The organism is Chelonobacter oris (assembly GCF_000772535.1).
GTDB classification, from domain to species: Bacteria; Pseudomonadota; Gammaproteobacteria; order Enterobacterales; family Pasteurellaceae; genus Chelonobacter; species Chelonobacter oris.
The window spans coordinates 124,692-138,528 of the sequence record NZ_JSUM01000003.1 but is presented as its reverse complement, the minus strand read 5'-3'; the positions used below and the strand labels follow the sequence as shown (position 1 = coordinate 138,528).

The following is a 13,837-nucleotide window of genomic DNA, read 5'->3' as shown; positions in this document are numbered from 1 at the left end:
CAATGTTTTTTCCAAATAAGGTTTGCTGACGTTACAGTTCGACCAACCCCTAGTCGGCATAATACGAGTCTTTTTTCGCTGCTTATGTTGCCAAAGTTAATGCCTTGGCATGATCTAAGTGCGGCTCAAACAAGCAATATTGCGCCAATCTTTCCAAGCCGCCGACATTACCTTGTTCTGCCGATAAATTCAAAGAAGTCAACGCCATGCTATCACTCTGTGCTCAATTGCATCTTATCTTGATTATCGACATTATCGGCAAAAAGAAAAGGAGTGTATGAACAGCCATTCCGCCGCAAACAATCAACAGTTTTTTCAACGTCATTATTCAAACCCGTATCGTTTGGGCGGAAAAAATCCGCCCGTCCCGCTTACTATATTGACTGTAATTTTATTTTAAGGTTGCCGCAAACTGTTCAATATTATCCCGCACTTTACCGACCAATATTTCTACGGCGGAATCCGCCGCCCACGCAATATGCGGCGTGATCAACAAATTCGGCATGGTTTTTGCCGCATCCATCAACACATTGCCCTTTTCCGGCGGTTCTTTGATCATTACATCAATTGCCGCACCGCCGAGATGACCGCACTTTAATGCCTCGACCAATGCCGATTCATCTACTAGCGGTCCGCGTCCGGTATTAATTAAAAACGCTCCTTTTTTGACTAACGCCAAGCTTTCTTGATTGATCAGATTTTGCGTGGTCGGCGTCAACGGACAATGCAGGCTGATAAAATCAGCTTGTGCCAATACATCGTTAAACGGAGTATAACCTTCACGGCAGCTTGTTGCATCTTTATGCTCGGCGTAAAGTACTTTCATGCCGACCGCACTTGCCAGCCGTCCGACTTCGGTGCCTAAATTTCCTTTACCAAAGACACCTAAAACCGAATTGCGCACATCGGTCAGTGGATAATCGAAATAACAAAACTGTTTATTTTCCACCCAGCGATCAGTCAGTTGATCACGGTACCAGCCCATCAAGCTGTGTTTCAGGGCAAAAATCATGCCGATAACGTGTTCCGGCACGCAAACCGAAGAGTAACCTGCCACGTTCTTTACCATAATCCCTAACTCTTTTGCCGCATCTAAATCCACATTGTTAGTGCCGGTAGCGGTCACAGCAATCAGTTTCAATTGCGGCAACTGCTGCATCAATTCTTTAGTGATAACCACTTTATTGGTAACGGCAATATCGGCACCCTGTAAACGTTCCAAGGTTTGTTCAGGATCGGTTGCCTCATGAGCAATCCATTGATGTTCAATATTAGGGCGTGGGATCGGAATGTGTTTCGGTAAAGAACTGCTGTCCAGATGTACAATTTTTAACATAGGCCACTCGCTTTTTTAGTTGAAATACTAATAACATGTTGTCATAACAAAGATTACCACAACCGCAGTTTGGGAATTAATGAATCGAATATTCCTGTACCATCGCGCCGGTCAACTGGTCGCGCAACAAATCGGCACTCGGATCGTCCGGACATTGTTCTACAAAATAGTCAAAATCCGCCAATGCCGCATGGATACATTGCATACTTGCCAACACCAATCCGCGATCACGAATTTCATAAGGGTTGTCAGGCTGTTTACGCAAGCACCAATCGATCAAACGTAACGCTTCGCCGCTACGCCCTTCACGAATTAGCGCATTTTTCATATATTGTACCACGTGATCCTGCAACAACTCCGCATCCGCCACAGCCAAATCGCTTTCGTCGGGCGACAATCCAAAACCGATATAGCCTTCAATCCATTTGTCCAGCGTCTCATGCAAAATATATTCACCGTCCCACGGATTGATAAACGCCGTTTCGCTGTCGACATCGGCACGCAGAATCAGCTGAGTCGGGAAATTCACCGGAAAAATCGGCAAATTCAGACTTTCGGCCAGATAAAGCACCAATGCCCCCAAACTGAGCGGCATACCGTTTTTTGTATCCAACAGCCGATTCACCATCAGATTGTCCGCCTGATAATATTGGTTCGGATCACAACAAAATCCCCACTCGCCGTAAACCAGCTGCAGCAGCTGGTGAATCTGGTGTTTTTGGTGTTGTTGGCTGTCTACGTGTATGTGCGCCTTGCGCACCATATGCCCCAACCGCCCCCAAATACTGCTGATTTTCGGCTCGGGCGCAATCACTTTATACAGTTCAACCAGCTGAACCATCAGTGCTTTTTGAACGTGTCGTTGTGATGTCGTTAATCTTGTTATATTCGATATTTCCATGATCTTTCTCGCATTTTCCCGTATATCGGGCTAAGGTAACTCGTTCATTATCACCGTAATCCCGAATTGTCTCAATATCTTGCCAAATATATTTTTGGAACAGTGACCGCACTTTACACCCCTGCTGCCAACCGTGTTCCAGTAATAAGCTGCCGTGCGGCTTTAAATAAACAGGCGCCTGTTCAATGATATGCCGTAAATCCGCATAGCCGCTGTCATTGGCAACCAACGCCGAATGCGGCTCAAAGCGCACATCGCCTTCAGACAAATGAACATCGTGCGAATCAATATACGGCGGATTGCCGACAATCATATCAAAATGTTGCCCTTCCAACGCCTTGAACCAATCGCTAACTAAAAATGTGACATTTTTGACGCCGTTTTGTCTTTGGTTTTCCTTTGCCAACTCGACCGATTGCGGAATTTTATCAACCCCTGTCACATTAATTACGCTGTCTTTTATGGCTGCCGAAAGCTCTTTTGCCAACGCCAATGCAATCGCCCCAGTCCCCGTCCCCAAATCTAAAATACGATATTCTTTAACCGCACATTGTCGAATATAGTCGATTGCGATCAATAGGGCTTTTTCGACCAGAATTTCCGTATCAGGACGCGGAATCAAGGTGTATGGCGACACCTTTAACGTCAGCGACCAAAATTCTTTTTCACCGAGAATATACGCCATCGGCTCGCCGTTAACCCGCCGCTGCAAAAGTGCGGTCAATTGTTGCAATTGATCATTATGTAATTCTCTTTCGGAAAACGCCATAATCGAAGCCCGACTGCTACCGGTGATATGCTGCAATAATAACTGCGCCTCCCGTTTCGCACTTTCATGCCGATTTAAACGGTCTGCCGCCTGATTGAGCCACTGTTGATACGTCATTCAAAAATCTCATTTTATCCGCTTCAGCATTAATCGCTGATTAGTAACGAATCGGTAATACGGCTGCCTCTGGTCGTCACATATCTGTGCATTGCCAGTAAATCCAGTAAAACAACTTTGATTCCGACCGCCGGTAAGCGGCAAAAAACACCGGCCAAGCGCAACGCTTTGTCTTTTCATCAGCCTCTTCTTCAGGACGGATCTTTTCGGTCTGTTCCTGAAAAGATGAAACTCGGAGTTGTGGCGTATTTTCGCCAACCTCCGGCACTACAGAGGATTTTTTGCGCCGTTTCTTTTCTCTTGGATTTTCTCGCCGCATACCGCGCCGTTCCTGCCATTAACTCTCTTCCGACAACGCCGCCAACTGATCCGCTTGATATTCGGTAATTATCGGTTGGATCAGTTCGTCCATTTTGCCGTTCATCACTTCGTCCAAACGGTATAAGGTCAGATTGATACGATGATCGGTCACCCGCCCCTGCGGATAGTTATACGTGCGGATCTTATCCGAGCGATCGCCGCTGCCCAATAAATTACGGCGGGTGCTGGACACCTCCGCCGCACGGCGTTCTTCTTCCGCCTGAACAATACGCGCCGCCAATACCGACATCGCTTTGGCTTTGTTTTTATGCTGTGAACGTTCGTCCTGACACTCCACCACAATTCCGGTCGGCAAGTGGGTGATCCGCACCGCAGAGTCAGTGGTATTAACATGCTGCCCGCCCGCCCCGGAAGAGCGGTAAGTATCGATTTTTAAATCGGACGGATTGATTTCCGGCAGTTCCGATTCGGGCAATTCAGGCATCACCGCCACCGTACAGGCGGAAGTATGAATCCGTCCCTGCGATTCGGTTTTCGGCACACGCTGTACCCGATGGCCGCCGGATTCAAATTTCAATTGCCCGTAAACACCTTCACCGTTAATTTTAACAATAATCTCTTTATAACCGCCCTGCTCGCTTTCGTTGGCACTCATCACCTCGACGCGCCAGCGTTTGATCTCCGCATAACGGCTGTACATCCGAAATAAATCGCCGCTGAAAATGCCGGCTTCATCACCGCCCGTACCGGCACGGATCTCCAAAAAGCAGTTGTATTCGTCATTCGGATCTTTCGGCAGCAACAGCAGTTGCAATTGTTGTTCCAAGCGTTCAATTTCACGTCTGGATTCTTCGATCTCTTCCAGCGCCATTTCACGCATACTCGGATCATCGAGTAACATTTCCGCTTCTACCAGATTACTGTGCAATTTCGTCCACTTGCCGAAGCATTGCACCACATCTTCCAGCTGCGAATACTCTTTTGAATAGGCGCGGAATCTGTCTTGATCGCTAATCACGCTCGGATCGCCCAGCAGTGCCTGCAATTCTTCATAACGTTCTTGTAAATGTTCCAATTTGCTGATGATTGACGGTTTCATGGATTCCCTTTTTGAAACGGTGTTGAAATGATAATGACGTATTTTATCTGAAATCGGGATAATAGGCTAATAACAATCAGTTGCGTGTGTCATCGTCTTGATCGGCAAGGTCGTCTTCGACGGCAATCCCCAAAGCGCCGGAAAAATGTTGTAACCCTTCGCTGTCGCCGGCCTTCACTAACCCTTGAATTGCCTGTGTCGGCACGTGCAACAAACGGTTAGTTAACTTATAGCTGAGCTCTTGTAACACTTTTTCCTGATCATGCCCTTGCTGAAGTGCGGTCAGCGCTTTGGCAAGCAACTCCTGCCGCGCCTGCTCCGCCTGATCACGGTATTTACGAATCAGATTGGAAGATTGATGGAGTTTCAACCAGCGGAAAAAATCCTGACTTTCCTGTTGAATAATCTGCTCCGCTTGCGCCGACGCTTTTTGCCGCTGTGCCAGATTATGCTGAATAATGTGCTGTAAATCGTCCACGCTGTAGTGGTAAACCGCATCCACTTCGGCGACTTGCTCTTCCACATCGCGCGGCACCGCAATGTCGATGATCAGCATTGAACGATTTTTACGCTTTTTCTGGGCGTATTTCACCATTTCAACCGTAATCAGCGGTTGATCGCTGGCGGTAGAGGTGATAACAATATCCGCTTGGTTCAATCCCTGCTGTAATTTCTCCAACGGCAACAACCGCATAGCACCCACGCGCTCACTCAGCGCTTCGGCACGGCTCAACGTACGGTTGGCGATAATAATATTTTCGGCGCCTTGCTGAAACAAATAGCGGCTGACCAGTTCGATCGTCTCTCCTGCACCGACCAATAAAATGGTTAACGGCTGCAACGAATCAAAAATCTGTTTCGCCAAGCTGGTTGCCGCATAAGCGACCGAAACCGCACTTCCGCCGATATCGGTTTCACTGCGTACCCGTTTGGCGGTGGAAAACGTCTTTTGAAACAGGCGGGAAAATTCGCCGCTCAGCGTTTGTTGATAAACCGTTTCACTCACCTGATAAGCTTGTTTCACCTGCCCAAGTATTTGCGGCTCGCCCAAAATCAGCGAATCGAGGCCGCATGCCACCCGCATTAAATGCCGAGTCGCTGCGGAATTTTGCGCCAGATAGAGATTATCCCTCACCTGTTCGGCACTCAAGCCGTGAAAACGGACAAACCATTGAATAATGTGTTCCAACCATTGTTGATTTTGTGCGCTGTCTTCTTGCGGCGAAATATGGCGGTTATGCAAATAGAGTTCGGTTCGATTACAGGTCGACAAGACAACCGCACTTTCCGCCAATTCCGCCTGTCGAATCTGCTGTAACGCCAAAAGCCGCTTTTCATCACTGAAAGCGACCTTTTCGCGCAACTCTACCGGTGCGGTTTTATGGTTAATGCCGAGTGCCAATATTGCCATAACGGAACAATCTACCTCTTTCGGGGAGGTTTTTGATAACTCCTTGAGATAAAATAAAATCGCCGTCACTATACCCACCAGTAAGGACGACGATAAACAAGTCTGCATTCTAATAAATTGTCACGGCTTGAGCAAACCGAATCCCGTTTTATTTTGATTCAGCCCCGATTTTTTGCCTATTGTTGTAATAGTTACTGCGCCGCCTGCCAGCCGCCGCCGATCGCCTTATACAGGTTCACTAAATTTTGTCCGCCGGCCAACCGCACTTGTAACAGTTGCTGTTGATAATCCAAGGCGTCCAGACGGGCTCGTAATGCGATATCCAGCGTTTTGTCGCCGTAGCGGAACAGTTTTTCCGAATCCTGTGCCTGCCGAGCCGCTTTTTGTGCGGCATAATGCAACAATCGGGCTTGATTGTTCAATGCAAATTGCGCCTGATAACTGCTGTCCACTTCGGACAATGCCTGCAAAATGCGTTGATCATATTCCAAAAGTGCGGTTTGTAAACGGGCGTCCGCCGCCTGAATATTGGCCTTGATTCGTCCGGCGGTAAAAATCGGCAGCTGGACACCGACACTGCCTAATCCGCCCCAGCCCTTCAGCGCCGGCATATCCCCGTCCAATTCAATCCGTCCGGTTTGCCATAAAAACTGAATATCAAACCGCGGCAGCAGATCGGCTTTGGCACTCGCCAATTTTGCGGCATAAGCCTGCACCGCCGCCGCATTGGCGCGAATATCCGGCCGTTGCGTTAACAGGCTGCCCGGCTGTTGCCCCCGTGGCGGTTGCGGCAAATTGTTCAGCAGATTGCTTTGCTGCATTTGTTTACTATCCAGCCTGAACCCTTGCGGCACTTGCCCGATCAGAACCGCAATGCTGCGCTGATAGCTGTCAAACCGCACTGGCAGCCCTGCCTGCTGTGCTTTTAACGCATCAATTTTAGCAGCAATTTCATTCACTTCATAAGCATTGACCTGCCCCGCCTGAAAACGTCCGTTGATATAGCGTTGCAGCTGCTGTAACGCCGTCAATGTCCTATTCAGAAGTTGCTGCTGCTGGCGTACTCCCTGCGCACGCAGGTAATTATCGGCAATATCGGCGGCAACCAACATTTGCGTGCCGTAAACCCGCTCTTGTGCGCCCAGTGCCGCATAAGCGGCGGCATCGGCATCACTGCGTTTTTGTCCGAAAATATCGGGTTCCCAAGATGCCGCCACGCCGCCAATTATAGCATTGCCTTTAATTGAAACATCATCGTTCCCCAACAGTTGGCGTGCATTCGACGATAAATTATTTTCGATTTTCATTCGCTGACCGCCCAAGGTTCCGCTGACACCGGCTTGCGGCAGCAGTTCCGCACCGGCCAGCGCGGAAATTGCCCTCGCCTCCTGCAAACGGCTTTGCGCAATGGCTAAATCAACATTCTGCCGCAACCCTTGCTCGATCAACCTTGTCAGCTGCGGATCTCGCCACTGCCGCCACCAACGACTGACTTGCCCCTCGCCTTGCGCCTGTGCGGTTTGTTCATAGTGTTGCGGCAAATTAATGTTGGAATCCAGTGCCACTTCGGTATTGCTGCAAGCCGCTAAGAATAGTGAAAGTGCGGTAAGTCGCGGATAACACTTCTGCATATGATGATCCTTCTAATTTTGTCGTGCCAACATGGAACGAAAACGTACAATCGCCAACGTTACAAAACCGGCGCCCATCATCGCCATAATGACGATACGATGCCAAACGGTCTCCCAGCCCGCCCCTCGAAACAGGACATCTTGGCTGATGGCCACAAACTGCGTCAGCGGCGAAAACAGCATAATGTTTTGTACTAACGGCGGCATACTTTCAAACGGCGATGTACCGCCGGAAAGCAAATACAGGACGATATAAACCGGTAAACACAATAAACTGAATTGCGGCATGGTCGGCGCTTGCGTCGCCAAAAACAGCCCCAATCCCGCCACCGAAAACAGATAAATCGCCTCGCTGAAGGCAAACAGCCAAAGCGAACCGTTAATTGGTGCGCCGATCAATTTGTGTACCACAAAATAGAGTGACAACATTGCCGCCACCAAAATAACCAGACTGTTGGCCAAAATTTTGGAAAAGGCAATTTCGCTGGCGGTGACCGGCATGACCAACAAATGTTCTATCGTACCGTGTTCCCGTTCACGAATCACCGCCGCCCCGACCAGAATCAATGCCAACAAGCTGGAGTTGCCGGTGATCTGCGTAGTCGGCATAAACCATTCGGTCAGTAAATTACTGTTAAACAGCACATTGACCACCGGCTCAAACGGTAAAATCCGTTCGCTGTCGGGCAAGCCCAAAAACTGATTAATCTGGCGTGTGATAATTTGGCTGAGATAATTAGCACCGACACCGGCCTGTGTCATCGCCGTGGCATCAACCAGCAATTGCAGCTGCGGTTGTTTGTCGGCCAATAAATCAGCCGCAAAATTCGGCGGAATGGTCAGCACAAAAATATATTCGCCGCTGTCCATCATCGAATCGATTTGCCCTGATTCGATTTCAACCACTTGTTTGAAGTAAGGCGGCAGAATGACGTCGCGCAACTGGTAGGAGAACGTCGACTGATCCTGATCCAACACCGCAACCGAGGCATTTTTCACTTCGGTGGTAACACTTTTACCAATCGAATAGATGGTAAACGTGAACATGACGACCACCAAGCCTATCAGGGTAACGTCGCTGAACAGGCTGCGCAGCTCTTTTATGGACAAATAATAAACATTTTTTAACCACTGCATACTATTTCTCCTGCTTTTTAAGCAATAATGCGGCGACTGACAGGTATATCACGAAGAACAGCAGCAATATCCCGTATAAATGGATAAAGCCGGCAAACCCCAGCCCTTTAGTAAACGCACCGAGACTGATCAGGTTATACCAACTGGTCGGAAAGCTCCAGCCAATCCAGTAGCCTGCCCCGACCAATGTCGACATCGGATAGAGAAAGCCGGAAAAACTGACTGCCGGCACCATGCTGATAATAGCAGAACCGAAAATGGCCGCCACTTGCGACTGTACAAAAGCGGAAATCAGCAATCCGAATGCCGTTGATGCCAATACCAAGCCGAAAGCGCCCAAGGTCATTGCCCAGAACGATCCTTTCAACGGCACGCCGACCACCACCACGGTCAGGAAAATCAGAACCAGATAACTCAGCATCGAGAGCGCCACATAAGGCAGTTGTTTGCCGAGCAGATATTGGCTGACCGAGGCGGGCGAGGCATAAAGGTTAGTAATCGAGCCGATTTCTTTTTCACGTACAACCCCAAGTGCGGTCATCATGCCCGGAATCATCATTAACGTCAGCATAATCAACCCCGGCGAAATCGCATTAACGCTTTTAAACGCCTGATTATACATAAACCGCACTTCGAGATTCGCCGCAGTCTGCAAGCCGACGCCTTGCTGTCGATAAAAATCCTGCATATATTGCATGGTGATCCCTTGGCTATAACCGACGATATTTTCTCCGGTAAACGGCATCGAACCATCGACATACAGCGCCACCTGCGGTTTTCGCTGTTGCAGCAGATCCCGACCGAAATTCGGCGGAATTTCTATCGCCAAGCGTGCCTGACCGCTCTTTAGCAATGCCGACACACGCTCTCTGTCCGGCGCCTGCTCCAATAGTTCAAAATAATCGGATGCAGAAAATTGCTCAATCAGCTGCCGGCTTTGATAACTTTTATCCTGATCCCAAACCACGAATTTGAGATTACTGACATCAAACGAAATCCCCCAGCTTCCCGCCAACAATAAGATCACCGGACCGAAAACCGCAAACAGCAACCGAATGCGGTCACGTAACAGCTCTTTGCCCTCACGCAGCGCAAAAGTAAAAATAATATTGAACCAATAGCGAATCCCGAAAGAGAGGTGCAGATCATCGACTGAATCGGGCGGCGTTTCACTTTTTGATGAATTATCCCTGCGCTGCTGTGCGGAGGAATCATCGGTCGTGTGCGATTGTTCGCGTTCGCTCTGCTGTTCCTCCAGAAAAAGGATAAAAGCTTCTTCCAACGTATCGGCGTTTTTTTGCTGCCGTAATGCTTCCGGCGTGCCAACGCCCAACACTTTGCCGCGATCCATAAACGAAATGCGATCACAACGCTGCGCTTCATTCATAAAATGGGTGGAAACGAAGATCGTGATCCGATCTTCTCGTGACAGTTTAAGCAGATATTGCCAAAACATATCACGGGCGGCGGGGTCGACACCGGAGGTCGGTTCATCCAAAATCAATACTTCGGGGTGGTGCAAACAGGCTGCCGCAAGTTGTAAACGTTGGCGTACGCCCAATGAAAGTGCGGTCGGTTTGCTTTCGGCAACGGCAGCCAGCTTGAATTGCTCCAACGCATTATTGACCGCCTCTTCACCTTGCTTACCGTCTAATTGATACAGTTTGGCGTGCAGCACTAAGTTTTGACGCACGCTCAACTCTTCATACAGTGAGAATGACTGCGACATATAGCCGACCCGCTTGCGGGTTTGCATATCGCCGGCATTGACGCTTTTTCCGAGCAATTTTGCACTGCCCGAGGAGGCGTCCAGCAAGCCGGTCAGCATCTTCATGGTGGTGCTTTTGCCACAGCCGTTGGATCCTAAAAAACCGAAAATTTCACCTTTCGGGATACTAAAACTGACATTATCCACAGCGGTAAAATCACCGAATTTTTTGCTCAGGTTTTCCGCTTCAATCGCCGGCGGCGAGTCGGGTTCCGCCTCGAATGGCGGGATTCGGGAATCGTCCCAGTCCGTCTGTTTGTCTTGCGGCAGCAGTTTGATATACGCTTGTTCCAGCGTTTGGCTGTCGGTTTGCTGCAAAACGTCTGCTGTCGGCTTATTAACCAATAACTTACCGTCATCCATTGCCAGCAAATAATCGAATTGCTCCGCCTCATCAATATAGGCGGTCGCCACCACCACGGTCATCTCGCTGTTTTCTTGGCGCAGCTCGTTCACCAACTGCCAGAATTGCCGCCGTGACAATGGATCGACACCGGTGGTCGGTTCGTCCAAGATCAATAATTGCGGATTATGCACCAACGCACAACATAAACTGAGTTTTTGCTTCATACCGCCGGACAATTTGCCGGCGGCTCTTTCTTGAAACGGTTCCAACCCGGTGGCTTGCAGCAAACGTTGAATCCGTTGCCGCCGCTGTTTTTTATTCAAACCGAAAAGACGAGCGTGAAAATCAATATTTTCATTAATCGATAGGGTCGGATAAAGATTTTTACCTAAGCCTTGCGGCATAAAGGCGATTTTGGTCGAAAGCTCATGCCGCTGTTTCGGATCGCCCTGATCCCGCCCCAAAACCTCAACACGTCCTTGCTGAATCAGTTTAACACCGGCGATCAGCGACAATAAGGTGGATTTCCCCACGCCGTCGGGGCCGATCAACCCGACCGTCACCCCTTGCGGTAAAATCAGCGAAACATCATCAAGCGCCTGTATCTGTTTATAATGGTGAGATACATTTTTCAGTTTTAACGCCGGTGCCGCAGAATCTGTCCGCATAAGCCTTCCTGTCACTCGTCAACCGCACTTTCGGGCAGCCTGATCCGTAACACTTCGGGCCATTGAGCGCCGTTTTCCGTCAACACATAGCCGTTACCGGTCATTCCGCCCTTAAGATAGGATGCATATTGTTGTGCGACCTGTTGCGGAATTTGCAGCTTGATTTTAAATACCAGCTTTTCCCGCTCCTCTGCCGTTTCCACATATTTTGGCGTGAATTGCGCATCTGCCGCAATATACGTCACGGTAGCCGGCCAAACCCAATCCAATCCGTCCAACACAATTCTGGCTTCGCTGTTCAACGGGATTTTATTGACGGTCGGTCCGGGAAAAAACAGATTCATGCTGATGTCATTCAGATTCAGCAGGCTGATGACTTTCCCCCCGGACGGAATGACATTGCCCACTTCGGCGATTTTGTATTCGACCCGTCCGGCCTGTGGCGCTCGCACCGACATATCCCGCTCCATCGAGCCGGCTTGCTCCACCTGTGCAGCGGCCTGTTGCACCGCGGCTTCCGCTTCCAGTTTGGCGGCTTGTGCAGCCTGTAGTGCCGCATTGGCGGCATCACGCTCCGCCTGCCGTTTTTCCATTTCCGATTTGGAGATCAGGTTGTCACGCCGCATTTTTTGGGCGTTATCCAGATCCATTTGCGCGACTTTTAACTGTTGCCGTTGTGTTTCGATTTGCGCTTGCGCTCGCTTAACAGCTTGTTCCGCTTGGGTTTGCTGTGCCTGAGCCGCCGCCAGCTGCGCCTGTGTCGTTGTTGATGACAATACCGCCAACAACGCGTCTTTTTCTACCGTTTGTCCTTCCGTCACGGCAATCGCTTCAACCCGTCCCGCATATAAACTGGCAACATCCATTCTCGCCAGCTCTAAGCGCCCGTTTACAGCGGCAACATTCGGATAATCTTGTTCTGAATCCTGTTGGCTGAACCAAATCGCTCCGCCTATCAAGGCGACAATAGGCAACACGATGAGTAATTTTTTCATACCGTACTCCATCGGCTATCGGCATATAACTGCCCGCACACCAAATAAAATAGTAAGATTAAAAATAATAACGAAGGGTATTTTGATTATAAACACATCAAATCAAAGGTCAAGCTGCCGTGAAATCGGCATGTTTATGACTGATTCGGGTTAGATATTGTTATGCGGAAAGAAATAAAGACATCGAATAAAGTGGGTGGATTCCCTCCCAGCTTGATCTCGGCACACGGAAATTTGACTTGGGCTGCTTTCTTCCGAACCTGACCCGATGAACCAAATACCATTGCGAGGAACCAAAAGGGAATCCATAGAATTGACGGCGAAACCGTCAAGTGCGGTGCATTGTCCTACAATTGGCACGCCTTTGCAAGTTCAACCTGCACAGCTGGCTATTTCTCGCACACAGCATTGTTTTTCGGCAATGATTTTGTTATAACCGACAATAATGTTACAGCACGAAAAGGTTATGCCATGTCTACCGTATTAAAACAATTAATCGATTTATTGACGCTTGAAACCATTGATGATCACTATTTCCGCGGACAAAGCGTCGATCTCGGCTTGCGCCAGGTATTCGGCGGGCAAGTGATCGCACAGGCATTGGCGGCCGGCATCAAGGTTGCTCCGCAAGATCGTATTTTACACTCTTGCCATGCCTATTTTTTACGCAGCGGTGATGCGCAGCACCCGATTTTATACGATGTTGAGGTTTTACGTGAAGGCCGCAGTTTCACCGCACTTCGGATCAAAGCCATTCAGCATAATGAACCGATTTGTCATGTCACCGCCTCATTTCAAACCTTGGAAAACGGTTTCGATCATCAAAGCCGAATGCCGCAAGTCGATGCACCGCAGCTGCTGATCAACGAACTGGACGCCGTGCGGGCGGCAGCCGCTTATTTACCGGCGACAGTGAAAGACAAACTGACGGCGGAACGCCCGTTTGATGTGCGCAGTAAATACTTGAACAATCCGTTTCGGGGGCGTGAATTTCCGGCAGAACAATACGCTTGGTTCAAAGCCAACGGCACTGTCCCCGTCGATTTGAAAATCAATCAGTGCCTGCTTGCCTATTTTTCCGATTTTCATTGCCTGCTGACCGCACTTCACCCGCATAAAAAAGGCTTTTTGGAAAAAGGCATGAAAGTGGCGACTATTGACCATGCGATTTGGTTTCATCGTCCGTTTGATTTAAACCATTGGCTGCTCCATGCGGTTGAAAGTAATAATGCGTTTGCAGCACGCGGTTTGGCACGGGGGCAAATTTTTGCTCAGGACGGGCGCTTAATTGCCACGACTCAACAAGAGGGCTTAATTCGTTTTACGGCGGAATAAAGA

General features: G+C 49.1%; 12 protein-coding genes and 1 other RNA gene. 1 reads left to right on the top strand and 12 read right to left on the bottom strand.

What is annotated here, in order from left to right; translation table 11 throughout:
* Window positions 1-82: 82 nt before the first annotated feature.
* The 12 genes from OA57_RS12880 to ffs form a co-directional block, all read right to left on the bottom strand.
* On the bottom strand, window positions 83-208 hold the full coding sequence (locus OA57_RS12880; protein WP_268746696.1) for a hypothetical protein: 126 nt from the start codon (window positions 206-208) through the stop codon (window positions 83-85).
* Window positions 209-391: 183 nt separating this feature from the next.
* Window positions 392-1,336 carry a 2-hydroxyacid dehydrogenase gene (locus OA57_RS02065; protein WP_034612801.1) on the bottom strand — a complete coding sequence of 315 codons (945 nt, stop codon included), beginning with the start codon at window positions 1,334-1,336 and terminating at the stop codon, window positions 392-394.
* A gap of 76 nt (window positions 1,337-1,412) precedes the next feature.
* Window positions 1,413-2,177 carry a SirB1 family protein gene (locus OA57_RS02060; RefSeq protein WP_034612798.1) on the bottom strand — a complete coding sequence of 255 codons (765 nt, stop codon included), beginning with the start codon at window positions 2,175-2,177 and terminating at the stop codon, window positions 1,413-1,415.
* The gene (gene prmC / locus OA57_RS02055; RefSeq protein ID WP_084589849.1) at window positions 2,161-3,123 is read right to left on the bottom strand and encodes a peptide chain release factor N(5)-glutamine methyltransferase; all 963 of its coding nucleotides are present in this window, start codon (window positions 3,121-3,123) and stop codon (window positions 2,161-2,163) included. Before prmC ends, OA57_RS02060 begins: the two co-directional genes overlap by 17 nt.
* Before the next feature lie 76 nt (window positions 3,124-3,199).
* Window positions 3,200-3,442 (bottom strand): hypothetical protein, encoded by a 243-nt coding sequence (locus OA57_RS12565; protein ID WP_152596702.1) that lies wholly within the window; start codon window positions 3,440-3,442, stop codon window positions 3,200-3,202.
* Window positions 3,443-3,460: 18 nt separating this feature from the next.
* Window positions 3,461-4,543, bottom strand: coding sequence for a peptide chain release factor 1 (gene prfA / locus OA57_RS02050; protein ID WP_034612795.1), 1,083 nt, complete (start codon window positions 4,541-4,543; stop codon window positions 3,461-3,463).
* Window positions 4,544-4,619: 76 nt separating this feature from the next.
* Entirely contained in the window at window positions 4,620-5,954 is a 1,335-nt protein-coding gene (hemA, locus tag OA57_RS02045) for a glutamyl-tRNA reductase (RefSeq protein ID WP_034612792.1), read from the bottom strand.
* A 191-nt stretch (window positions 5,955-6,145) separates the two neighbouring features.
* Complete coding sequence (locus OA57_RS02040) at window positions 6,146-7,585, bottom strand: efflux transporter outer membrane subunit (protein ID WP_034612789.1); 1,440 nt, start codon at window positions 7,583-7,585, stop codon at window positions 6,146-6,148.
* A 12-nt stretch (window positions 7,586-7,597) separates the two neighbouring features.
* On the bottom strand, window positions 7,598-8,722 hold the full coding sequence (locus OA57_RS02035; protein WP_034612786.1) for an ABC-2 transporter permease: 1,125 nt from the start codon (window positions 8,720-8,722) through the stop codon (window positions 7,598-7,600).
* A gap of 1 nt (window position 8,723) precedes the next feature.
* Window positions 8,724-11,504, bottom strand: coding sequence for a ribosome-associated ATPase/putative transporter RbbA (rbbA, locus tag OA57_RS02030; RefSeq protein ID WP_034612784.1), 2,781 nt, complete (start codon window positions 11,502-11,504; stop codon window positions 8,724-8,726).
* Window positions 11,505-11,515: 11 nt separating this feature from the next.
* Window positions 11,516-12,499, bottom strand: coding sequence for an HlyD family secretion protein (locus OA57_RS02025; protein WP_034612783.1), 984 nt, complete (start codon window positions 12,497-12,499; stop codon window positions 11,516-11,518).
* Between the two features lie 207 nt (window positions 12,500-12,706).
* Window positions 12,707-12,799: signal recognition particle sRNA small type (gene ffs, locus OA57_RS12330), an RNA gene on the bottom strand.
* 171 nt (window positions 12,800-12,970) lie between these two features.
* On the opposite strand from ffs, the gene tesB reads away from it, so the two are divergent.
* A complete protein-coding gene (tesB, locus tag OA57_RS02020; protein ID WP_034612781.1) occupies window positions 12,971-13,834 on the top strand; it encodes an acyl-CoA thioesterase II in 864 nt (287 codons plus the stop codon).
* Window positions 13,835-13,837 lie beyond the last annotated feature (3 nt).

Bases quoted from the DNA above. Each gene is read 5' to 3' on its own strand.
- OA57_RS12880 (WP_268746696.1), bottom strand. From the start codon at position 208: ATGGCGTTGACTTCTTTGAATTTATCGGCAGAACAAGGTAATGTCGGC.
- OA57_RS02065 (WP_034612801.1), bottom strand. From the start codon at position 1,336: ATGTTAAAAATTGTACATCTGGACAGCAGTTCTTTACCGAAACACATT.
- OA57_RS02060 (WP_034612798.1), bottom strand. From the start codon at position 2,177: ATGGTTCAGCTGGTTGAACTGTATAAAGTGATTGCGCCCGAGCCGAAA.
- prmC (WP_084589849.1), bottom strand. From the start codon at position 3,123: ATGACGTATCAACAGTGGCTCAATCAGGCGGCAGACCGTTTAAATCGG.
- OA57_RS12565 (WP_152596702.1), bottom strand. From the start codon at position 3,442: ATGCGGCGAGAAAATCCAAGAGAAAAGAAACGGCGCAAAAAATCCTCT.
- prfA (WP_034612795.1), bottom strand. From the start codon at position 4,543: ATGAAACCGTCAATCATCAGCAAATTGGAACATTTACAAGAACGTTAT.
- hemA (WP_034612792.1), bottom strand. From the start codon at position 5,954: ATGGCAATATTGGCACTCGGCATTAACCATAAAACCGCACCGGTAGAG.
- OA57_RS02040 (WP_034612789.1), bottom strand. From the start codon at position 7,585: ATGCAGAAGTGTTATCCGCGACTTACCGCACTTTCACTATTCTTAGCG.
- OA57_RS02035 (WP_034612786.1), bottom strand. From the start codon at position 8,722: ATGCAGTGGTTAAAAAATGTTTATTATTTGTCCATAAAAGAGCTGCGC.
- rbbA (WP_034612784.1), bottom strand. From the start codon at position 11,504: ATGCGGACAGATTCTGCGGCACCGGCGTTAAAACTGAAAAATGTATCT.
- OA57_RS02025 (WP_034612783.1), bottom strand. From the start codon at position 12,499: ATGAAAAAATTACTCATCGTGTTGCCTATTGTCGCCTTGATAGGCGGA.
- tesB (WP_034612781.1), top strand. From the start codon at position 12,971: ATGTCTACCGTATTAAAACAATTAATCGATTTATTGACGCTTGAAACC.